18 protein-coding genes are annotated in these 21,777 nt (G+C 59.2%); 8 read left to right on the top strand and 10 right to left on the bottom strand.

Annotated features, from left to right (window positions below):
• A partial coding sequence (rpoB, locus tag B7Y43_RS18855; protein ID WP_374133223.1) for a DNA-directed RNA polymerase subunit beta occupies positions 1–2,559 on the bottom strand: 2,559 nt, incomplete at its 3' end.
• A gap of 451 nt (positions 2,560–3,010) precedes the next feature.
• Positions 3,011–3,409, bottom strand: a complete 399-nt coding sequence (locus tag B7Y43_RS18850; RefSeq protein WP_374133222.1) for a hypothetical protein — start codon at positions 3,407–3,409, stop codon at positions 3,011–3,013.
• Here B7Y43_RS18850 and B7Y43_RS18845 point away from each other — a divergent pair.
• Both B7Y43_RS18845 and B7Y43_RS18840 read left to right on the top strand, forming a co-directional pair.
• Positions 3,393–4,181, top strand: coding sequence for a hypothetical protein (locus B7Y43_RS18845; RefSeq protein ID WP_374133221.1), 789 nt, complete (start codon positions 3,393–3,395; stop codon positions 4,179–4,181). The genes B7Y43_RS18850 and B7Y43_RS18845 overlap by 17 nt on opposite strands.
• A gap of 67 nt (positions 4,182–4,248) precedes the next feature.
• On the top strand, positions 4,249–6,192 hold the full coding sequence (locus B7Y43_RS18840) for a CocE/NonD family hydrolase (RefSeq protein WP_374133220.1): 1,944 nt from the start codon (positions 4,249–4,251) through the stop codon (positions 6,190–6,192).
• Positions 6,193–6,354: 162 nt separating this feature from the next.
• Here B7Y43_RS18840 and rplL read toward each other — a convergent pair whose 3' ends face one another.
• Positions 6,355–6,735: a 50S ribosomal protein L7/L12 gene (gene rplL / locus B7Y43_RS18835; RefSeq protein WP_374133219.1), complete on the bottom strand. Its 381-nt coding sequence runs from the start codon at positions 6,733–6,735 to the stop codon at positions 6,355–6,357.
• Positions 6,736–6,810: 75 nt separating this feature from the next.
• Positions 6,811–7,326 carry a 50S ribosomal protein L10 gene (gene rplJ / locus B7Y43_RS18830; protein WP_374133218.1) on the bottom strand — a complete coding sequence of 172 codons (516 nt, stop codon included), beginning with the start codon at positions 7,324–7,326 and terminating at the stop codon, positions 6,811–6,813.
• 446 nt (positions 7,327–7,772) lie between these two features.
• On the opposite strand from rplJ, the gene B7Y43_RS18825 reads away from it, so the two are divergent.
• From B7Y43_RS18825 to B7Y43_RS18815, 3 genes are all read left to right on the top strand, one after another.
• On the top strand, positions 7,773–8,357 hold the full coding sequence (locus B7Y43_RS18825) for a uracil-DNA glycosylase family protein (protein ID WP_374133217.1): 585 nt from the start codon (positions 7,773–7,775) through the stop codon (positions 8,355–8,357).
• An 82-nt stretch (positions 8,358–8,439) separates the two neighbouring features.
• A complete protein-coding gene (locus tag B7Y43_RS18820; RefSeq protein ID WP_374133216.1) occupies positions 8,440–9,438 on the top strand; it encodes a protochlorophyllide reductase in 999 nt (332 codons plus the stop codon).
• Between the two features lie 187 nt (positions 9,439–9,625).
• Positions 9,626–10,645 (top strand): sensor histidine kinase, encoded by a 1,020-nt coding sequence (locus tag B7Y43_RS18815; protein ID WP_374133215.1) that lies wholly within the window; start codon positions 9,626–9,628, stop codon positions 10,643–10,645.
• A 54-nt stretch (positions 10,646–10,699) separates the two neighbouring features.
• Here the strand turns inward: B7Y43_RS18815 and B7Y43_RS18810 are convergent, their stop codons facing one another.
• The 5 genes from B7Y43_RS18810 to rplK form a co-directional block, all read right to left on the bottom strand.
• A complete protein-coding gene (locus tag B7Y43_RS18810) occupies positions 10,700–12,598 on the bottom strand; it encodes a M48 family metalloprotease (protein ID WP_374133214.1) in 1,899 nt (632 codons plus the stop codon).
• Positions 12,595–12,939 (bottom strand): hypothetical protein, encoded by a 345-nt coding sequence (locus B7Y43_RS18805; protein ID WP_374133213.1) that lies wholly within the window; start codon positions 12,937–12,939, stop codon positions 12,595–12,597. The genes B7Y43_RS18810 and B7Y43_RS18805 overlap by 4 nt, the downstream gene beginning before the upstream one ends.
• 59 nt (positions 12,940–12,998) lie before the next feature.
• Positions 12,999–14,954 (bottom strand): CHASE2 domain-containing protein, encoded by a 1,956-nt coding sequence (locus tag B7Y43_RS18800; RefSeq protein WP_374133212.1) that lies wholly within the window; start codon positions 14,952–14,954, stop codon positions 12,999–13,001.
• 126 nt (positions 14,955–15,080) lie between these two features.
• Positions 15,081–15,776: a 50S ribosomal protein L1 gene (rplA, locus tag B7Y43_RS18795; protein WP_374133211.1), complete on the bottom strand. Its 696-nt coding sequence runs from the start codon at positions 15,774–15,776 to the stop codon at positions 15,081–15,083.
• 4 nt (positions 15,777–15,780) lie between these two features.
• Positions 15,781–16,212 (bottom strand): 50S ribosomal protein L11, encoded by a 432-nt coding sequence (gene rplK, locus B7Y43_RS18790; RefSeq protein WP_374133210.1) that lies wholly within the window; start codon positions 16,210–16,212, stop codon positions 15,781–15,783.
• Between the two features lie 272 nt (positions 16,213–16,484).
• Between rplK and yghU the strand changes: the two genes are divergently transcribed.
• From yghU to B7Y43_RS18775, 3 genes are all read left to right on the top strand, one after another.
• Entirely contained in the window at positions 16,485–17,369 is an 885-nt protein-coding gene (yghU, locus tag B7Y43_RS18785; protein ID WP_374133209.1) for a thiol:disulfide oxidoreductase, read from the top strand.
• 122 nt (positions 17,370–17,491) lie between these two features.
• Entirely contained in the window at positions 17,492–18,490 is a 999-nt protein-coding gene (locus B7Y43_RS18780) for a hypothetical protein (RefSeq protein ID WP_374133208.1), read from the top strand.
• Positions 18,491–18,734: 244 nt separating this feature from the next.
• On the top strand, positions 18,735–19,784 hold the full coding sequence (locus B7Y43_RS18775; protein WP_374133207.1) for a hypothetical protein: 1,050 nt from the start codon (positions 18,735–18,737) through the stop codon (positions 19,782–19,784).
• A gap of 127 nt (positions 19,785–19,911) precedes the next feature.
• On the opposite strand, the gene B7Y43_RS18770 is transcribed toward B7Y43_RS18775, so the two are convergent.
• A partial coding sequence (locus B7Y43_RS18770; protein WP_374133206.1) for an ATP-binding protein occupies positions 19,912–21,777 on the bottom strand: 1,866 nt, incomplete at its 5' end.

The following is a 21,777-nucleotide window of genomic DNA, read 5'->3' as shown; positions in this document are numbered from 1 at the left end:
CTTGGTGTCGCGCGCCATGACTTCGAATTCCTCGATATGGATCGAGGTGAAGACGTCGTCCTTGACGATGCGCTCGCTGATGAGGATCGAATCCTCATAGTTATAGCCATTCCACGGCATGAACGCGACCAGGCTGTTACGGCCCAGTGCGAGCTCACCAAACTCGGTCGACGGACCATCGGCGATGATGTCGCCGGCCTTGATCACATCGCCCACCTTCACCAGCGGACGCTGGTTGATGCAGGTGTTCTGGTTGGAACGCTGGAACTTCATCAGCGTGTAGATGTCAACGCCCGACTGGCCGGCCTCGACTTCGCCGGTTGCGCGGATCACGATACGCGTCGCATCGACCTGATCGACAATGCCCGAACGCTTGGCGCCAATCGCGGCGCCCGAGTCACGCGCAACCGTCTCTTCCATGCCAGTGCCGACGAACGGCGCCTCGGCCTGAACGAGCGGAACCGCCTGGCGCTGCATGTTCGAGCCCATCAGCGCGCGGTTGGCGTCATCATTTTCCAGGAACGGAATGAGCGATGCCGCGACCGAAACGAGCTGCTTGGGGCTAACGTCCATCAGCGTGATGTTGTCGGGGATTGCCATCAGGAATTCGCCCGCCTGACGCGACGAGACGAGTTCTTCCTGGAAGCGGCCTTCGCTGTCGAGATCGGCGTTGGCCTGCGCAATCGTGTGCTTGGCCTCCTCCATTGCCGACAGATAGACCACGTCGTCGGTCACCTTGTGGTCAACGATCTTGCGGTACGGCGTTTCGATAAAGCCGTACTTGTTGACGCGGCTGAACGACGCGAGCGAGTTGATCAGGCCGATGTTCGGGCCTTCCGGCGTTTCAATCGGGCAGATGCGGCCATAATGCGTCGGGTGAACGTCGCGGACTTCGAAGCCCGCACGCTCGCGCGTCAGGCCGCCCGGTCCAAGCGCCGACACGCGGCGCTTGTGGGTGACTTCCGACAGCGGATTGGTCTGATCCATGAACTGCGACAGCTGCGACGAGCCGAAGAATTCACGCACGGCGGCAACCGCCGGCTTGGCGTTGATCAGGTCGTTGGGCATCACGGTCGAGACATCGACCGACGACATCCGCTCCTTCACGGCGCGCTCCATGCGGAGCAGACCGACGCGGTACTGGTTTTCGAGCAGCTCGCCGACCGAACGGACACGACGGTTACCGAGATTGTCGATATCGTCGATCTCGCCCTTGCCGTCCTTCAGGTTGACGAGCGTCTTGACGACTTCGAGAATATCCTCGGTGCGCAGCGTCGTCACCGTGTCCTCGACATCGAGGTCGAGGCGCATGTTGAGCTTCACGCGACCAACCGCCGACAGATCATAGCGATCGGGATCGAAGAACAGCCCGCTGAACAGCGACTCTGCCGTCTCGAGCGTTGGCGGTTCGCCAGGGCGCATCACGCGATAAATGTCGCTGAGTGCCTGCTCGCGCTCTTCGGCCTTGTCGGCCTTCAGCGTGTTGCGGATCCACGGGCCCGTTGCGACGTGATCGATGTCGAGCAGCTCGATGCGGTCGATGCCAGCCTTGTCGAGCAGTTCGAGATTCTCGGCCGACACTTCGTCGCCCGCTTCGATATAGATCTGGCCGGTTTGCTCGTTGATCAGGTCATAGGCCGAATAACGACCGAAGATTTCCTCGGTCGGGATCAGCAGGTCGCTCAGCCCGTCCTTGGCTGCCTTGTTGGCGGCGCGCGGCGAAATCTTCTGGCCGTTGGCGAACACGATCTCGCCGGTCTTGGCGTCGATGATGTCGTACATCGGCTTTTGGCCGCGCCAATTCTCTGCCTGGAAGGGGATGATCCACCCGCCCTGGCCGCGAACAAAGGTCACGCGGTTGTAGAAATAGTTGAGGATTTCTTCTGACGTCAGGCCGAGCGCATAGAGCAACGCCGTCACCGGCAGCTTGCGCTTGCGATCGATACGGACGTTGACGATGTCCTTGGCGTCAAACTCGAAATCGAGCCACGATCCACGATAGGGGATGACGCGCGCGGCGAACAGATACTTGCCGCTCGCATGCGTCTTGCCGCGGTCATGATCGAACAGCACGCCTGGGCTTCGGTGCATCTGGCTGACGATCACGCGTTCGGTGCCGTTGATGATGAAGGTGCCGTTGCCCGTCATCAGGGGCATGTCGCCCATGTAAACGTCCTGCTCCTTGATATCGAGCACGGAGCGGGCTTCGGTATCGGCATCGACCTCGAACACGATCAGGCGCAGCGTAACGCGCATTGGCGCTGCATAAGTGATCCCGCGCTGGCGGCATTCTTCGGTGTCGAACTTGGGCGGTTCCAGCTCGTAATTGACGAAATCAAGCTCGGCAGTGCCGGCGAAATCGCGGATCGGGAAAACCGAGCGCAGGGTTTTCTCCAGGCCCGACACATAGCCGATCGAGGGGTCGCTGCGGAGGAACTGTTCGTAGGATTCGCGCTGAACCTCGATCAGGTTCGGCATCTGGACCACTTCGTGGATATTGCCGAACACCTTGCGGATGCGGCGCTTTGCGGTGCCGCCCTCGATCATTTTCGATGCCATGGAGTTTTTTGCCTCAATCGTCTGTCATTATCGGGCACGCCAGAGACACAAAAAGCCGCGTGCTCCCTATCGCGGGAACCGCAGCTCGTAGCGTCTCTGATACCACAGCCTCCCATACGATCGAGGCACTGCGCGACGGCGCCTCATTTCCCGAAGACTGTGGTGGAACGCGCCATATAGGGTTGGCTCGGTTGGAAGTCAAACATGCTTTCCCATCATCTGCGTTATCGATTCTGCATGCCACCGCCAGCCGTGCCAAATTAGCCCAGGAAGGCGAAAAGCCGGGCTGATCTTCCCCAAAAAATCGCTATGCCGGGTGCGTGAACAAGCGACGATCGATCCCTTGGCGGCGGTGCCCAGCCAAATCTCTTGCCGGGACCAGTGCCAGGATTCTAGCCGGGATTCCGGTCGTCGCGATCTGCACGGTCGCTGCCTCGGGCATAGCCTGGGCTCAAAATGCGCCCGCTGCTGGCCCTTCTGCCGCACCCAATCCGCCGATATCGACACCCGGCCGTGTTGCCCGCCCTGCGCTCCTCCCGCCAGAAGTGACGCCAGAGGCCGATCTCAGCGAGCTGGTCACCGGCATTGCGGTTCGCGAACCGCAGCGGCGCGCGGCTGCATCGCCAACGGTGGGCAGGGGAGCGCCGTCGGCAACACCGCTGGCTAAAGCGCAACCTTCGCCCGACCCAACCATGCGGTCGTCTCCAACGCCGCTGCCAACCGCTCCAGCGTCGCCATCGGCGTCACCTGAACCGGCGCGGCCATCAATCGGGCTCGACCGTCCACTGCCCATGCCGTCGAGCGCGCCTGTCCCCGTGACGGCGCGCACCCCGTTGAGCAATCGGCCCAACCCCGCTTCCGTGTCGGCGAGCGATCCACGATCATGGGCCTGGATCGCGGGTCTCGTTCTGGTCGGGGGCGGGTTTGCGGTGCTCGCCGTGTTGCTGCTGAATGCTCGCCGCCGCCAGAAGCAGGGGACTGATCGTCCCCTCACGCGGCCCGCCGCAACGCCTGCGCCGCAACCACCTCAGCCAACCGCGCCGCCGACCCTTGCCCCCCTGCCACCGCCGCCGCCCATGGAGCCGCCAAAGCCGCGTGTCACCGCGCCGGTGATCCGGCCTTGGCTGGAGGTTGATTTCGTGCCCCGCCGTGCCGGACAGAATCTGACGGGCGCAGCGGTCGAATTCGAATTGGCGGTGCGCAATATCGGCTCCCGGCCAGCGACCGATGTTCGCGTGCTGGTGCAACTCTTGACCGCCAATCCCCAACAAAACGCGCATCTGGCGGCAGCATTCGGCCAGCCGGTCGACAATCCGGTCATTGCACCATTTGAGCTCGCCCCGGGCGAACTGATTTCAGTCAACGGCTTTGGCACGCTCCCGCTCGACAAGATCAGCCAGGTAGAGATGCAGGGTCGGCCGATGTTCGTGCCGATCATGGCGGTCCGCGTCGTTTATGGCTGGGCGGAAAACCGCGGGCCCAGCGGCAGCACCGCCAACGCCTATATCCTGGGGATCGACCGCGACGGGCAGAACAAGATGCAGCCCTTTTGGATGGATCAGGGGCCGCGCATGGCGGATCGCATTGCGTATCGGCTGCACGATATGGGCATTCGTCAGTAACGAAAGCGCTTGTGCCTTCAGCCTGGGGTGACACTAATGCCGTCTATCGTTGATGGTGGAGACAGTCATGGATCGTAAATTTGTTGGGTTGGCCATGATGGCGGCGCTTGTCGTCGCGCCTGCCGCCGCACAACAGGCTGCACCGCCCGCCTTTATCGCCAATGATGTGCCGGCCAATTTCACGCCCCCCATCACCGCCAATGATTATGTCCGGCGCGAAGCCATGGTGCCGATGCGCGATGGCACGAAGCTATTCACCGTTATCCTGATCCCCAAGGGCGTCAGCAACGCGCCGATCGTGCTGACGCGCACCCCCTACAACGCCACCGCGCGGGCAGGCCGGATGGATAGCCCGAACCTGCTCTCTACGCTGCCGCTGTCGGACGAACCGTTCGTCAACAACGGCTATATTCGCGTCTATCAGGACGTGCGCGGCAAATATAAATCGGAAGGCGATTACATCGTCACCCGGCCCGTGATCGGCGCGCTCAACCCCACCAAGGTCGATCACGTTACCGATGGCTATGACACGATCGATTGGCTGGTGAACAAGACCAATCTGCCCGAATCCAATGGCAAGGTCGGCATGATCGGTTCGTCCTATGAAGGCTTCACCGTCGTCATGGCGCTGCTCGCGCCGCATCCCGCGCTAAAGGTTGCCGCCCCCGAAAGCCCGATGATCGATGGCTGGATGGGCGATGACTGGTTCCATTACGGTGCCTTCCGCCTCGCCAATATCGGCTGGATCGCCTCGCAGACCGGCTACAAGGGCAAGGGGCAGGACCCGGCCACCGGCATTTACGATAATTATGAAGAGTTTCGTCGGCTCGGCGGGGCAGCGGAATGGGCGGTTGCGTCGGGCTTTGATCAGTTGCCGGCCTGGCAGAAAATGGTCGCGCACCCGGCCTATGACGACTTCTGGCAGGGGCAAGCGCTCGACAAGTTGCTCGCGGCCAATCCGTCGAACATCCCGACAATTTGGGAACAGGGTCTGTGGGACCAGGAGGATATCTATGGCGCGATCACTGCCTGGGAAGCGCTGAAGGCCAAGGGCAAGATCGGCAATAACTTCCTCGTCATGGGCCCCTGGCGGCACAGCCAGATCAACCGCGAGGGCAGGGAGCTTGGCCCCTTCAAATGGAATGGCGACACCGCCGCGCAATTTCGCGAAGAGATGGTGCTGCCGCTGTTCAACCAATATCTGAAGGATGGTCCGGCGGTGTCGCTGCCGGCCGCCGCTATCTACAATACGGGGGAGAATCACTGGGATCATTTCGCCACCTGGCCGCTCGCCTGTGAAAGCGGCTGCGCGGCACCGCTGACGCCGATTTATCTGCAGGCGTCGGGTGGGCTTGGCTTCGACAAGGCGGCATTGGGCGAAGACAGCTATGTCTCCGATCCCGATAAGCCCGTGCCGCATCTGCCCCGCCCGGTGAATTTCGACGATGGCCGCTGGCCCGATTGGCTCGTCCAGGACCAGCGCAGCGCCGATGGCCGACCCGATGTGATGACCTATCAGACGCCGGTGCTGACCAAGGCGGTACGAGTCTCCGGCGCACCAATCGCCGATATCGTTGCCAAGACGACGGGCACTGACGGCGATTTCGTGGTGAAGGTGATCGACGTCTACCCAGACGAAGTACCGGGCAACGCGAAAATGGGCGGCTACCAGCTTGCCATCTCGCTCGATATTTTCCGGGGCCGCTATCGCGACAGTTTCGCCAAGCCGAGCGCAATCCCGGCGGGCAAGGTCCAGCGCTACAAATTCCGCCTGCCGACGGTCAATCATGTCTTCCAGCCGGGCCACCGGATCATGGTGCAGGTGCAGTCGTCGCTGTTCCCGCTTTATGATCGCAACCCGCAGAAATATGTCCCCAATATCTTCCTCGCCAAAAAGGCGGATTATCAAAAGGCGACAATCACCCTGGAACGCGGCGGGGCGATGCCCAGCGCGGTGTGGCTGCCGGTGGTCCCGGTCGATCAGTCGGGCGCGATGGCGGCAAAGCGATAACGGCGCGAATGAAAAAGGGGCGGCCCATTGCTGGACCGCCCCGATTTCTTTGCTTGGCCCAGCATGGGCAGAAGCCCATGCCGTCGGAGGCGGGCGATGCCCGCACCGGCCGGCCTTGCGGGAGGTGCGCGCAGCTTGCGCTGCGCGTGCCCCCGCTGCGGCTTACTTGAGTTCGACGGTCGCGCCAGCTTCTTCAAGCTGCTTCTTGACCTTCTCGGCCTCGTCCTTCGAAACGCCTTCCTTGACGGCCTTCGGTGCTGATTCAACCAGCGTCTTGGCTTCGGTCAGGCCCAGGCCGGTGATCGCGCGGACTTCCTTAATGACGTTGATCTTCTTGCCACCGTCGCCGGTCAGGATCACGTCAAATTCGGTCTGCTCTTCAGCTGCCGGTGCGGCTGCACCGCCGCCGGCGCCAGGCGCTGCAACCGCAACGGCTGCTGCGGCGGAAACGCCCCACTTTTCTTCAAGCATCTTCGACAGCTCAGCGGCTTCGAGGACGGTCAGTTCGCTCAGGCTCTCTACGAGCGCGTTCAGGTCTGCCATGTGTAGTCTCCAGTTCGGGGTGCCGAAATTCGGCAGGGCCCCATCGTTGTCAGGTCAAAAAATAAGAGCCCGAATTCAGGCTGCTTCCTTCTCCGCATAGGCAGAAAGAACGCGCGCAAGCTGCGCTGCCGGGGCCTGCGTGATCGTCGCCAGCTTAGTTGCCGGGGCAACAAGCAGACCGAGGATCTTGGCACGCAGTTCATCCAGCGAGGGCATCGTGGCGAGTGCCTTCACACCATCAACGTCAAGGACGGTCGTGCCCATTGCCCCACCCACGATTTCGAACTTGTCGTTCGTCTTCGCGAATTCCACGGCCACTTTCGCGGCTGCGACGGGATCAATCGAGGTGGCAAGGCCGACTGGCCCGGTGAGCATATCGCCCAGCGAGAGATAGTCGGTGCCATCGAGCGCGATCTTGGCAAGCTTGTTCTTCGAGACCTTGTAGCTCGCACCAGCTTCACGCATCTTCGAGCGCAGCACAGAGGACTGTGCGACGGTCATGCCCAGATTGCGGGTGACAACCACCACGCCAACTTCGGCAAAGTTACGGTTTAGCTCGGCAACGAGTTCGGACTTTTCAGCACGATCCATGCCATTCTCCACGTTTTGGGACTGGCCGCATGCGCGACCCGCCCGGTTCAAACCGGACGCAAGGGACTATCCCTTACGCCAGGGTGTCCGTTCGATGGGGCATGGGAAACTGATCGCCGAAACGCCAGCAAACCGTCACGGGCACAATGGCTGCGTGAGCGGAAAAAATTCCATTCCCCGTCTCGGCAGGAAATTAAGGACGGAGGATTCCGGCCACCTACTGTCTCGGACGGCAACCCGGCTGGCGCAAACGCTGGCCGGGTGATTGCGTGCGCATAGCGTCCCCGGCGTGAAAGTCAATCAGCGCGGCCTCGGCGATGGGCAGGCCATCTGCAAGCCTGTGACTATAGGCGTGCGTTGCCGATGCCGTTAAGCACCTTGGCTATCGAAACGATGGCCTAATTGGTGACAACTCAGGTGCAGGCCGGGAAACAGGATCAAGATCGATGCCCGAAAACGCCGCCAGTCTCATCGCTGAAATCCGCGACTGCCGCTTCTGTGCCGATGTGCTGGCCGCCGGGCCGCGACCGATTGTGCAGTTCAGCGCTTCGTCCCGGATCGTGATCATCGGCCAGGCCCCGGGAACGCGCGTCCATGAAAGCGGGGTGCCTTGGGACGATGCGAGTGGCGAACGGCTCCGCGATTGGACAGGCCTGTCGCCTGTGCATTTCTACGATCCGGCCATCGTCGCGCTGGTGCCGATGGGGTTTTGCTATCCGGGCACGGGCAGCTCAGGCGATTTGCCGCCGCGCCCGGAATGCGCGCCGTTATGGCATGATCGCGTGCTCGCGCTGCTCCCGGCTGATCGGTTGACCCTGCTGGTCGGTCAATATGCGCAATCGCGCTATCTCACCGCGCGCGGCAAGCAAAGCATGACGGCGGCGGTGCGTGCCTTTGCCAGCCATGGCGAGGCGATCTTCCCGCTGCCCCATCCATCGTGGCGCAGCACCGGCTGGATGCAGAAAAACCCCTGGTTTGCAGCTGAAGTCCTGCCGGTCTTGCGCGCAGCCGTTGGGGCGCGGCTCCTCTAGGCCCCGCGATCGACCGAGCCTTGCTTTGCGCCGCGTCCCACCGCAAATTGCAGCCCGTGGAATTACGGGGGAAGATCGGCGCATGACGACAGCGAAATTGCCTCTGGCGATCATCACCGGGGCATCGTCCGGCGTTGGCTTATACGCAACCGCCGCGCTGATTGGACGCGGCTGGCACGTCATCATGGCGTGCCGCGATCTCGACAAGGCAGCAGCGGCAGCCACCGGGCTCGGCCTGCGCACGGATCGATACGAAATTGCGCATCTCGATCTTGCCTCCCAAGCATCAGTCCGCGCCTTTGCGGCGGCGTTCCGCGCCAGCGACCGGCCGCTCGATGCCCTGGTCTGCAATGCGGCGACCTATTTGCCGCTGCTCAAGGAACCGGCCCGGTCGCCTGAAGGCTATGAGCTGAACGTCGCGACCAATTATCTCGGCCATTTCCTGCTCGCCAATCTGATGCTTGACGATTTGCAGCGCGCGCCCGCGCCGCGGCTGGTGACCTTGGGGACAGTCACTGCCAATTCAGAGGAGTTTGGCGGCCGTATCCCGATTCCGGCGCCTGCCGATCTCGGCGATTTCGAAGGGCTGGCCGCCGGGTTCAAGGCACCGATCGCGATGATCGACGGCAAGCCGTTCAAAGGTGGCAAGGCGTATAAAGACAGCAAGTTATGCACGATGATGATGAGCCGGGAGCTGCACGCGCGCTATCACGCGCAGACCGGCATCATCTTCAGCACGCTGTATCCTGGCTGCGTTGCCGATACCCCGCTATTTCGGAACGCGCCCAAGCTGTTCCAGAAGATTTTCCCCTGGTTTCAGAAAAATATCACCAAGGGTTATGTCTCGCAGCCGCTATCGGGCGATCGCGTCGCTCAAGTGGTGGCCGATCCCGGCTTTACCCAATCGGGCGTCCACTGGAGCTGGGGCAATCGCCAGCAAGAGGGGCGAGAGGCCTTTGCCCAGAGCCTGTCGAGCAAGGCAACCGACGCCAGCCGATCGCAGCGGCTGTGGGCGCTGAGTGCAGGGCTGGTCGGGCTGGCCAGTGATAAGCAACCGGCGCGATCCGTGGTCGCGGCGTAAGCGACGCGCTGATTGGGTTATCTTCGCATGGGTGCAAGCCCCAAACCGCTAAGCAAAATAGGCAAACCGGTTTAATCATGCGATAAGCGACTAATTCGACGATCGTGCGTTTGAAGCGTCTACCGAACTCGCGGTACCGGGGATGGCTTTCAAACCGCGAGCCTCCGGCCCCTTGAAAGGGGCTGTATTGTTCAAGAATGATCCTAGTCGACCCGAAGTGGCGGATGGTCTGGCGGCGGCACTGATTGCGTCATCCGATGTGCCCTTGCTGTTGCTTGACGGTAATCTGGTGGTCGTGGCCGCCAGCAGATCTTTTTGTGCCATTTATGACGTCGATCCTGCCACGGTGTCAGGCTGCGATCTGGCCAAAATCGGTGCCGGGGAATGGGCTTTGCCGCAGTTGCGGGCGCTGCTCCGGGCAACCGCATCCGGCACTGCCGCGATCGACGGCTATGAAATGGAATTGGCGAAGCCCGATGCCGAGACCCGAAAACTGGTGCTCACCGCGCGTCGGCTCGATTATGGCGGTGACGATAGCGTCCACCTGACGCTGTCGATCGCCGATGTTACCGCGATCCGGCTGGCGTTGAAGGCAAAGGACGATCTGGTCCGGGAAAAGGCCGTGCTGTTGCAGGAATTGCAGCACCGCGTCGCCAACAGCTTGCAAATCGTCGCCAGCGTTTTGTTGTTGAGCGCGCGCCGGGTGCAATCCGAAGAAACGCGGGTTCATCTGCGCGATGCGCATCAGCGCGTGATGTCGGTGGCTGCGGTCCAGCGACAGCTTGCCGTGACGACATTGGGCGATGTCAACATTGCCAATTATATGCGCGATCTCTGCGACAGCCTGGGCGCGTCGATGATCCGTGATCATGATCAGATATCGATTGTCGTCACGGTCGACGACAGCACGGCAACCGCCGATGTATCGGTCAGCCTGGGCTTGATCGTGACCGAACTGGTCATCAATGCGCTGAAGCACGCCTTCCCCAGCCATCGACGCGGCATCATCAACGTCAGCTTTGAAACGACCGGGGATAGCTGGGTGTTGTCGGTGGGCGATGACGGCGTCGGCGTGCCCACCGGAGAAAACGCGCCAAAGCCGGGGCTGGGCACCAGCATCATCGAAGCCCTGGCCAATCAGCTGCGCGCCAAGGTGGAAACGGCCGATTTGAACCCGGGCACTCGGGTATCAATCGTTCACGCCTGAGGTCTGTCTTACGCGCAGACCGGGATGCATCGCTCAAAGAAAAAGGGCCGGGGATCAGCCCTTTTTCGGCGCCATTTTCATCGCCGGCTTCAGACAGCTAAGCAATGGCTTGCTGTCGGTTTCCGTCGATGCCCGGGCATCAATCATACCGGGCAGATTGAAAAGATTGCCCATTTGACGCCCGGATGTGGCCGACTCCAGTTCTTTTTTCCCCTCTGGCGTCTTGGGCGCGCAGGCGGGATCATAATTCAGCGGCTCGACGCAACTTTTGTACAGTTCATCGCCGCCTTTGATCAGGCATTGAGCTGCGATTTTTTCAACTTCGATTGGTTGCTGCTTCAGATTGGCAAGGCGAAGGTCGAGTGGCAGAATTTCGGGGATGTTGCCCAGCCGTTCTCGCCCTCTTTCAATCGCCTTTGTCAAGCCGACCATATCATTATTCGCATAATGGATGCGTCCGCTATCGATTAGCAGATGGCGAAATCCCCAATGAGATCGGCTGCCTGCTTCCAAGGCGCGCGCTGCAGCCAGATTTTGGCCGTTGGCCATATTGGCGGTGCCGACAATCATATAGCTGAGCGGAATGCGAGGATCGGTAGGCAACGTTGACCATTGCGCAAAATCCACTGGAGTTATTGTAACCGGATTGCCCGGGCTTTTTTCGAGGGAAGCGCTTTTTAGTCGATTGTGAATCGGGCTGACGACCTTCACTATCGACATCATGGATTGCCAATAGGGATCCTGCTTGAGTTGATGATAACTTTTGTCGGGCTTAGGATCCGAAATGGTGTCAGACTTTTTGTAAGCTTTGGTCACATATTCAGCTAGCTTCGCCCCTCGCTTGGCGCCACCCATGTCGCGCTTTATCTTTTTTGCCATCGCGTCGACGCCGGCACCGAAAAGCGACTGCAATCCCACTTTCGCCCCCAATTGAAGCAATTGTGAGCCAATATCATCATCATCCTTTGGCTTCACGATTTGGTTCGCAACGAAATCAGAACCAAGCTTGGCCGCCAGAATCATCCCGCGAAGATCGGGAATTTCTGCGTCGCCTAATTGGGTCAGCGTATTCGGGGCGGCCGATTCGTCGAATTTTGCACAGATAACTAGATCATAGGCCAGTCGATCTGCCTGATATTCCTGCTTCGTTTTCCGGAACGGTATCAAAACATCCGCCGCGAGTGACCGTGCCGAATATCCCGAAAGCAAGATATCGGTGCTCCCGAATTCGCTTCTGAACCCAACGTCCATGCCGTTGGCTGTATTCGAAAACTTCAATTCTTTGCCAATGATTGCCGCAGAGGTCATTATCCCGACGGCCTTTTCAATTGTCGTCGAAAAGGCATTTCGCCGCGCCTCATGCTCGGCCAGAATATGCGCAATCTCATGCGCAAGTGCGAAAGCGAGCTCGTCGGTGTTCTGGATCGAGTCCAGAAAGCCCGCTGAAAGACGGATCACGCCTGAATCAAAAGCAAAGGCACTTGAATCACTGTCACTTGTCACCATGATCAGGATCGGCGGGCGATTGCCCTTCCAACAGTCAAGCAGCCGGTTTGCGACTTTCGTCATGTACCGCTCCATTCGCGGAGCATCCATGCCGCTGAAATCCTTGTCGTTGGCATAGGCTTCCCGCTTGTTGGCCGGGATGTCGTACCGTGACAGGACCTTCATCTGTTCGGGCACATAATCATGGGACTTGTGTGATTTGATCAAAGCGGCAAGTTCGATCGTCTTACCATCAACGGGCGTGGGCTGAAACTCGGCTGTTGGCGGCAGAGGCAGGTCGGGCAATATCGGCGGTATCGATGGCGCTGCGGGTGTCTTAAGGGCGATGGCGACGGATTTACGCGACTTGCGCGTTGCACTTTCCGCCGCACTGAAAGAACCGGCTAAGCAAGCTTCAATCAGGACAAGACACATCAACAGATTGATGGGCTTTGACCGAACAATCATTGACATTTTTCATCGGAAACCACCGGCAATTCCCGGACACTGCCGATACCGTTGCCGCCGCCATTGATTGTGCCATTCGGCTGGTGAGGTGACATATCCGCCGTCTTTATGGCGGTCATCCAGAATTCGGGCTTTGCCCAATAGAGTTTGGACCCAACACGAACGCAGATCAGCGATGTCTGCTCCTGCCGACCAACCAACCCGATTATATTGTCCTGGGCTTGGATACGGTGAAAGACATCGCCCACCCTGACAATCAAGGTGCGCTCTGTGGCAGCAGCAACCGCAGCAAAGCTCACGGCACCCATCATTACGATCAGTTTCGGTATTTTACGATACATGACTGCCCCATTCGCGACTTAATCGATGAATTGGTGACGTTTTATGATTCGTTTGTATGTTAACCAAAAAAAACAGTGATCACAATCACACAGAAACACAGAACTGCGGAAATTGGCAATCCGAACTGATAAAGCCAGTTAAGACTTAGCGATTTGCCGCCATCTGACTTTAGGTCCTGATATGGATCACTTTCGGAATCGAGCACCTGATAGGCTGTTTCTGGTGCCCAGCCGATTGCCAGCAGCATCGAAACCCAATTCAGGGGAGCCCACCGTAATCCCGTTGTCAGGCACCAGCCAATGACCAGTGGAAAAGTCATGACCGCGACTGTCGCCAACATCAGGAAGGCATTGCCGAGCAAACGTTCGCGTGGCCAAGTGAGAAGCGAGCGGGCCCAAAATTCAACCGGTAAAACAATCGGAATCACGCTAAATAGGAAGCCAAATATAAGGACCCAATAGATACTATCGCCAAATTTATAAAAGGTACCGGAATCGGTCAGATATTCATTTTTCAAGCTGATCAGATTTTCCAAGGCTACGGCGTGGAGCATGACCCCCGGCGCTTCCCGATAAAGGGGATTTGGCGCGTTGTCAGGGATTGTGGGCAGATCAAGGCCAACAAAGACATATCTACCAGTAAGGGGGAATGGTTTCTCTTTTGTCAGGGCCAACAGCGTTGTCATGCTGTAAGTGTCGATTCCATAGCGACATGGTTCAGCGCTCTCGCCCATACGCTCGCGGAGCCGAAAGAAGCTTGCGGTAAATAGCCGCGCCATTAACAGGAAGGCGGGGCGTATCAATCCGAACGCATGGTCGTTGCAAATGTTTATATGCTTTTCGCGATTGCTGGCACCTTTTTCCGAAACAAGGGTGTTGTCATTTTTGATTTGCCTTTCGGAACGAAAGGCGGGCCAGAGCAGCGCGATATTGCCCCTCACGGCCTCCTGCCCGGGATAGCGATAGTAGGAGGCTGGCCCGATGTTCGGTGATTCTCGTCTTAATGCCATTTCTGAAGCCATCGGTATTTCCGTGCGCCGGGCTTCAATGGCGGCTGGTTCGGCTTTACCGATCGTTTTGCAAAGCGGGTTTTGGTCCCTTTCCGGATCGCGCGCGCAGTACGCAGCAAACAGTGCATACGCCGGTGACGCAAGATAGAGATGGCGATCCTCGGGGGTATCCTTTTCTACGGCACCGCATTTGCCGGCTGTCATGTCGCCGAAGGTATAGGGCAACAGGGGATAGTGAACCGGCGCGTACTGGCGCAGCGTGACGATCTCAATGGCGGGTTTTTGTTCGGAACTGTTATCCCAGGTGCGGAGCTCTGGTGCGACATCGTCGGCTTTGGCCAGGTCGGCTGCGCTTATTGTCAGAATATTGCACGGACGATTGGTCGTCTTGAAAACGGGTTTGCTACCGAAATAGATGCGCGTTGGCTTGCCGCTTGGGGGACTCGCCCCGTCGAAGTTCCGATCAAAAATGTGCTCATCCCTCTCTGACTCGATCAGTTTCCGGATTTCATTCGGGCCCTCAGGGTCCGTTGTGCCAGCGACGTTTGCCCGCTCGGACAATTGCCGGGCGTTGAACGTGTAATCCAGTAATACGGCTTCCGGAGATTGGGATAGAATGGGATGAAGCATTTCGAGAATTTGCGCCGATCGTGGGATTGGCCAGGTGCCACGATCATCCTCTGCGCGTTGATCAAGCCAGTTCCGGTCGATCAGAACAACGGCAATTTTTTCCTGCCCCTTTGTCGAACGATAATTGTCCTTATGCCATTCGCCGGTGTGATACGGAGAAATGAGCCGTAGCAGAATGTCCTCGGAATACCGATCTGCGACTTCTGAACACCCTAAGGGGTCGAGCAGCAAGATGATCGCGAACGGCGCGAAACTGCGAAACCATTGCGAGAATGCCAGCCGTGGATTGCGGTTTCGAAAACTCAGCGACATCCATGCAGCGCCAATCAACCGCGCCTTTTGACGAATCGCAGATAGTTGTGCCGCAATAGCCACTTGTCCCCCCCCGGCTGGCGATAGTTCATCAGAATCGGGGTGTGGGGCAAGCCTGTATTCGCGGTGCACAAAAAAAGAGCCGGGATTTCGCCCGGCTCTTGATATTACTTTGCTGAATTGGGACGATCAGGCACCAATATCAGCAGTATCCACTTTTACGCCCGCGCCCATCGTCGAGCTGACGGCGATCTTGCGGACATATTTTCCCTTGGCGCCCGTTGGCTTGGCCTTCACCACTGCATCGACCAGCGCGTCGAAGTTGCGGCGCAGGTCTTCCTGAGTGAAGCTCGCCTTGCCAAGGCCAGCATGGATGATCCCTGCCTTTTCGACGCGGTATTCGATCTGGCCGCCCTTGGCTGCCTTCACGGCTTCGGCGACGTTCATCGTCACGGTGCCCAGCTTCGGGTTCGGCATTAGGCCCTTTGGACCCAGCACCTTACCGAGGCGACCGACAACGCCCATCATGTCCGGGGTCGCGATGCAGCGATCGAAATCGATCGTGCCGCCCTGGACGAGCTCCATCAGGTCTTCGGCGCCAACAACGTCTGCGCCAGCTTCACGGGCTTCGTCAGCCTTGGCACCCTTGGCGAACACGCCAACGCGTACCGTTTTTCCGGTGCCGGCGGGGAGCGTCACGACGCCGCGGACCATCTGGTCAGCGTGGCGGGGATCGACGCCCAGGTTCATCGCAACTTCGATCGTCTCGTCGAACTTCGACGTCGCATTGGCCTTGGCCAGCGCAATCGCTTCGTTGATGCCGTACAGCTTCTCGCGGTCAACCGCTTGGCTGAGGGTCTTTGCCTTCTTGGTCAGCTTTGCCATGATCTCAGCCCTCCACCACGTCGAGGCCCATTGCGCGGGCGCTGCCTTCGATGATGCGGGTCGCCGCTTCGATATCGTTGGCGTTCAAGTCCTTCATCTTGGTCTGCGCGATCTCGGTCAGCTTTGACCGGGCGATCGTGCCCGCAGAAACCTTGCCCGGCTCCTTGGAACCCGACTTGAGGCCAGCGGCCTTCTTGATGAGGAACGATGCCGGCGGCGTCTTCGTTTCGAACGAAAAGCTGCGATCAGCATAAACGGTGATCACGGTCGGGATCGGCATGCCGACTTCCTCGCTGCCCGTCGCCGCGTTGAACGCCTTGCAGAATTCCATGATGTTCACGCCGCGCTGACCCAAAGCAGGGCCGATTGGCGGGGAGGGGTTGGCCTTGCCTGCAGGCACCTGCAGCTTGATATAGCCGGTAATCTTTTTTGCCATGTCTCACTCTTTCAAAGGGCGACCGTTTTGGCGGTGCGCCCCATTCAAGTTTAGCGGTACAAGCGGCCGACCCGAAGGACAGCCTCCCGCGCGAATTCCGCACCTTTAGCTTTGGGCTATAGCGTTGGAAGGCGCGGGCCATAGCGGATGTGCGGACAGCCCGCAATGATGGATTTGCTTGTCGGTGCGCAACCATCCCACCGACTAGCCATGCTTGCGCGGCAACCCATATTGCGGTTTCTGTCGTCCACGCCATCCTATGGAGCCCCGCCATGACCGACGCCCCAGAAACCCCCGCCAATCAGCCCGCCGGTTACGTCCCCCCCGCCGTCTGGACCTGGGAGCCCGGCAATGGCGGCGCATTTGCCAGCATCAATCGTCCCATTTCGGGCGCGACGCATGAAAAAGCGCTGCCCATCGGCAAACACCCGATCCAGCTCTATTCGCTTGGCACGCCCAACGGGGTGAAAGTGACGATCCTGCTCGAGGAACTGCTCGCGGCGGGGCACAAGGGCGCGGACTATGACGCCTGGCTGATCAAAATCGCTGAGGGCGATCAGTTCGGCAGCGGTTTCGTCGAGATCAACCCGAACTCCAAGATCCCCGCCATGGCGGATCACTCAGTCGATCCGGTCATCCATCTGTTCGAAAGCGGATCGATGATGGTGTATCTGGCGGAGAAGTTCGGCGCCTTCCTGCCGACCGACCCGCATAAACGCGCAGCGACGTTCAACTGGCTGATGTGGCAAATGGGCGCGACGCCCTTCCTGGGCGGCGGCTTCGGCCATTTCTATGCCTATGCGCCCTACAAGATGCAGTATCCGATCGATCGCTACGCAATGGAAGTGAAGCGTCAGCTCCACGTGCTCGACACCCATCTGGCCACCCACGAATACATGATCGGCGATGACTACACGATCGCCGACATGGCGATTTACCCCTGGTATGGCGCGGGCATCCGCGTCGCCTATAACGCCCGCGAATTCCTGGGCATTGACGCGTATAAGAACCTCGCCCGCTGGACCGACCAGATCGGCGCGCGCACCGCCGTACAACGCGGGAGCCGCGTGAACCGCGTGTTCGGCGATCCGGCCAAGCAGCTCGCCGAACGGCACGACGCCAGCGATTTCGATCGCGTGGCTGAGGTGGCGGGGTAGGGGGCGACCTCGCTCCGTTTGGCCTGAGCGCCGTCTAAGGCTCGGCGTTGCGCGGGGTTGGGGGAAAACCATGCCCAACCCCTTTGCAATGTAGGATTTCGCGCAAGAGATGGGGCGGCGTCATGGCTCGTCCGCTCACCCGCGCGCAACAGCTTGAAAACACCGCGTTCCTGCGCGCGCTGCGCCGCACCGGCAATGTCCGGCTCGCCGCGCGCGAAACCGGGGTGAAATACGGCACGATCCAGTACCGCCGAGCGCATCATCCGGGCTTTGCGCAGGTCTGGGACGCGACACTCGCGCTGGCGCAAGCCGATTTCGAGACGCAGGGCGGCCGCGCCGCGCCGGTTGCCCCACGCGCCGCGATCACGGACGATGATCGTGGCCACCGCACGCGCGGTGGCGAGGCGGCGGTGGTGCGGCGACGCGACGGCAAGCTGCAACTGCGCAGCGCGCAGCCCGGCAAGCTGACGCGGCAATGCGAACAGGCGTTTCTGGCGGCGCTGTCAGCCACGGCCAATGTGCGGCTGTCCGCTGCCGCCGCCGGGGCATCGGTTGCCGCCTTTTACCGCCGCCGCCGCAACAACCCCGCCTTTGCGCGCGAAATGCGGATCGCGCTCGAAATGGGCTATGATCGGCTGGAGACCGCGCTGCTCGAAAGCATCGCCCCTGCCAGCCATGCCGATGACGCCTGGCGCCATAATGACCCGCCCCCGATCCCGCCGATGACGGCGGAGCAGGCGCTGCTGCTGTTGGCGCTCCACCAAAAGGAAGTGCGCTGGAACGACGAACCGCCGCACATCAAGCGCCGCCGGGGCGAATCGAGTGATGCGCATGCGTTTCGGCTGGCCGCAATGTACCAGGCGCGGCTGCAGCGTGAGCGTGAGCTGTATGCAGTGGCCGAAGCGGCCCGGAACGCGCGCGATGCAGCGCCCTCCCCGCATGAAGCGCCGCCGGTGCTGCCCGATCTGGCGCAGGTGACGGGGTGGAGCAAGGCCAAGGCCCGGCCGGCGCGCAGCAAAGCCGACGGGGCCGACGACGGGGGATCAGCGCAAGCGCCGAAGGAGCATCACCCCGGTGTGGCGCTGTTTGGCGGGCGGCGGTTGGGGGATTGGGAGGGGTAGGGGGGGGAGAGACGGGGCTCGTCACGATACGTGTAAAACGACTGGAATTGGGGCGGTTGCTGACAGGTGGGTTTTGGTGATCAACGCGGCAGATCGGCCCTCCGTCTAGCCAGCTTCTGTAGACGAGAATCCACAAGACTAGCGGATGTCGATCGCGCATACGGCTAGTACTCTACCGTCTGCTTGACCGTTTGTGAAATAAAACGGCGCAGGCGGGCGATAGAAGAAGAGAAAGAGTTTAAAGGTGAAATTGAATAAAAACCCTCACTTCCCGACGGTTGACGACCTCATCGCCAACGCGACTGATTTCCTTAAATCGGCGACCGCCGACCTTAGCACGCGTCCAAAGCACTCCGTGATCGCGTTCTATACGGCTATCGAGCTTATACTGAAGGCACGGCTGATGGCCGAACACTGGACGCTCGTAGTCTCAAAGAACGCGGACCGGGGTAGCTTTGCTAAGGGCGACTTCATCTCAGTAACCTTCGACGAGGCCTGCGCCCGGCTGCAGAGCGTGATCGGCAGCCCTTTACCGGACAATGCTAAGGTGATTTTCAACAGCCTCCGCAAGCACCGCAACAAGATGGTGCATTTCTATCACGAGGGGGAGACCGACAAAAATGCCCTAGAGAGCATCGCGCTCGAACAGTTGCTTGGCTGGCGCGCGCTGGTCTACCTGATGGAAAATCAGTGGCAGTCGACCTTCGCGAACATGGTATTCGACATAAGTGCAATCGACGAGGGATTCGCCGAGCACCGCCTTTATGCCAAGGCCAAGTTCGAAAGCCTCGCGGAACGGCTAAAGGAGATTACCGACTCCGGCGGCGTACTCGTTGCATGCCATTCATGTACGTTCAAGGCAGCTGAACGAGATGAGGAACTCGACGGGATTTTCTCCTGTCGGTGTGCTGTCTGCAATGCTTACCGGCGCTGGATGGTGACTCCCTGCCAAACGTGTTCCGAAGACCTGGTCAACGAGGGCGACGACGGTGCGGTCTGCGAAAGCTGCGGGACGCCTTTCTCGGTGGAAGAGCTCGCCGAGCATTTGAACGAGGAGGTGATAACCAAGGACAACTACGTCGACGCACTGACGCCTGCCAACTGCGCAAGCTGCGACGGATACCACACCATCATTAGTTGGCAGGAATCATATGTTTGCCTGAACTGTATCGAGTATACTGCAGATCTGGGACGGTGCGGCTGGTGCGGAGAGGGCAACAATGGCGACTTGGAAGCCTCCGGCTACCGCGGCTGCAGCGCCTGCGATGGAAACACCAAGCTGATGGAAGACTAAGCTTCAGGCGGCTTTCGAAGAGCCATGCTCAGCACCTTATGGAATTTCGGACTTCTGTGGCACCACCGGTAGATGCGAATGGATCGCGATCTGCAAGAGCATATTCTCACCTGAGCCGGGCACGTGGCTAGGTAGCCGCGGATGATGGGATATCCCTGTCCATATTGAAGCGCAGGACTTCCTCGAACACGCGATTTCGTGCTTTCGCATCAATGATAAGGGACGAAGCAGGCATCACATATAGATGAAGCGGCACGTTATCGGATGAGCCGATAACAAAATCGTCATACACTACGCGTTCGCTCAACGAAAATACATCCTTGAAGCCGGTCCGCTTCATGTCCTTATAGAATTCATCATCGATCTCGACGACGGAGAAAGCAAAAATCTCCCGTACCGTGGCGATACGCTCCACGAGTTCGCTTGCATACAGCCGGCACTGGACCAACGCTTTGTTGTTCTCGAAGATATCAGCGCCGGGCTTCTTAAATTCAATGATGACGAGCTTATTCGGGTGACCCTTATCATCCTTAGAGAAGAACGCAGCGACATCGGGCTTACGCTGTTGTTTTGACTCGGTCTCAACGCCGACCTCGCGAACGATTCGCGCAAGCGTCTCATCACTGTAAATGTTGCTGTACGACAGGAATTTATCATCCACTAGCCACACATTGTTCTCGCGGATGTCGGTGCCGTCGCTGTGCTTGCGCAGAATGGCGTTGTGCAGGACATCTTCGGCGGAGTCCCGCGGCATTTTCGCCAGAGAGTCGATGACCAACGCTCGGTGAACAATGAAGCGAGCCAAGTCATCGCTGGCGAGGTGCGAGACATCGTCGAAAGCAACGCTGCGGCCTTCTTCCATTGCCTCGACCAGCTGGTCTTCGCGTCGAGCCTGCTGCGCACGATAGGTTCTCACGACCTCGTCAGCGTCCAGCATTGCGGCTTCGCCGTTCAGTGATTCTATCTGGACGAAAGGATAGTATTTTTTGAGCTTGTCGATGTTCGCGAGTTTAAATGTCTCGATGTCCCCTTCCGCGACCTCATTGATCATGGCCAAGCATTCTGAATGAATGCGGGGCAGGAGTGCGTCACGACTGATGGGTGAGGCCATATCGGCGTCGGCCTCGGTTTTAGGTATTTCGAGCTTCTGTCGCTCGATGTTTGAGCTTCGATTGAGATAGCTTGAAGTGATCGAGATGAGATAACGGCAGACGTCGAACCGCTTGCTGATCTGATATTCCTCGACGCACAATTCGTCGGCGCACAGCATTGCGACAATGCCCTTGCGCGGGGCCTCATCGCGAAACAGGTAGCAGTCAAAGGTCTCGCCTTGCAGCTCGAACGAATGCGTCTTTTGCGCCTCGATTTCCTCTCCTGAGAAGGTGAAATCCTCTGCAAAAGGCTGCTTGCTGTTGTGGGTAAACCGGATCGAGATGACCCGTCCGGCTTGCTTCTTTAGAAATAGCAGAAGCCGGAGGTCGTCGCAGGTTGCATTTACGAGCTTGGTGACCTGAGTGTTGATTTTCTCATTCAGTTCCGAGATCGTGATCGAAGTTTCCTGTCGGCCGTTCGACTGCGACCGCTCCACGTCGTCGAGGTTGAAATCCGGTGTATAGCGAAAACTGACGAGTTCGCCTTTAAGCTGGCTGCGAATTTCGACACAATTGGCGTATTTGAGAAAGGCCAAGCGGCCGACACCCTTTCCCCCGATATCATCCTTGTGACCGGTGCAGATTTCGTCGAAGTAGTTGAGATTTTCGAGGGTGAAGCCTTCGCCGTCGTCCGTGATCGTAATTTTGTCGAGTACGCTGCGAACCTCGTCGCCGAACAGGCCAGGCTGGCGATCGAACCATAGGTCGACGGTGATTGCGTTGGAGCCTGCATGGATCGAATTTGGTCTGAGCCCCGACGATCCTCCACCTATGAGTAGAGCCGGAGGCCCTGTTGATGCCCTTGCGTGGGCGTGATGGCAACCGGGTTGGGGGTTAACCCC

It is taken from the genome of Sphingomonas sp. 28-62-20 (genome assembly GCF_002281505.1).
This window is presented reverse-complemented; position numbering and strand designations above follow the sequence as displayed.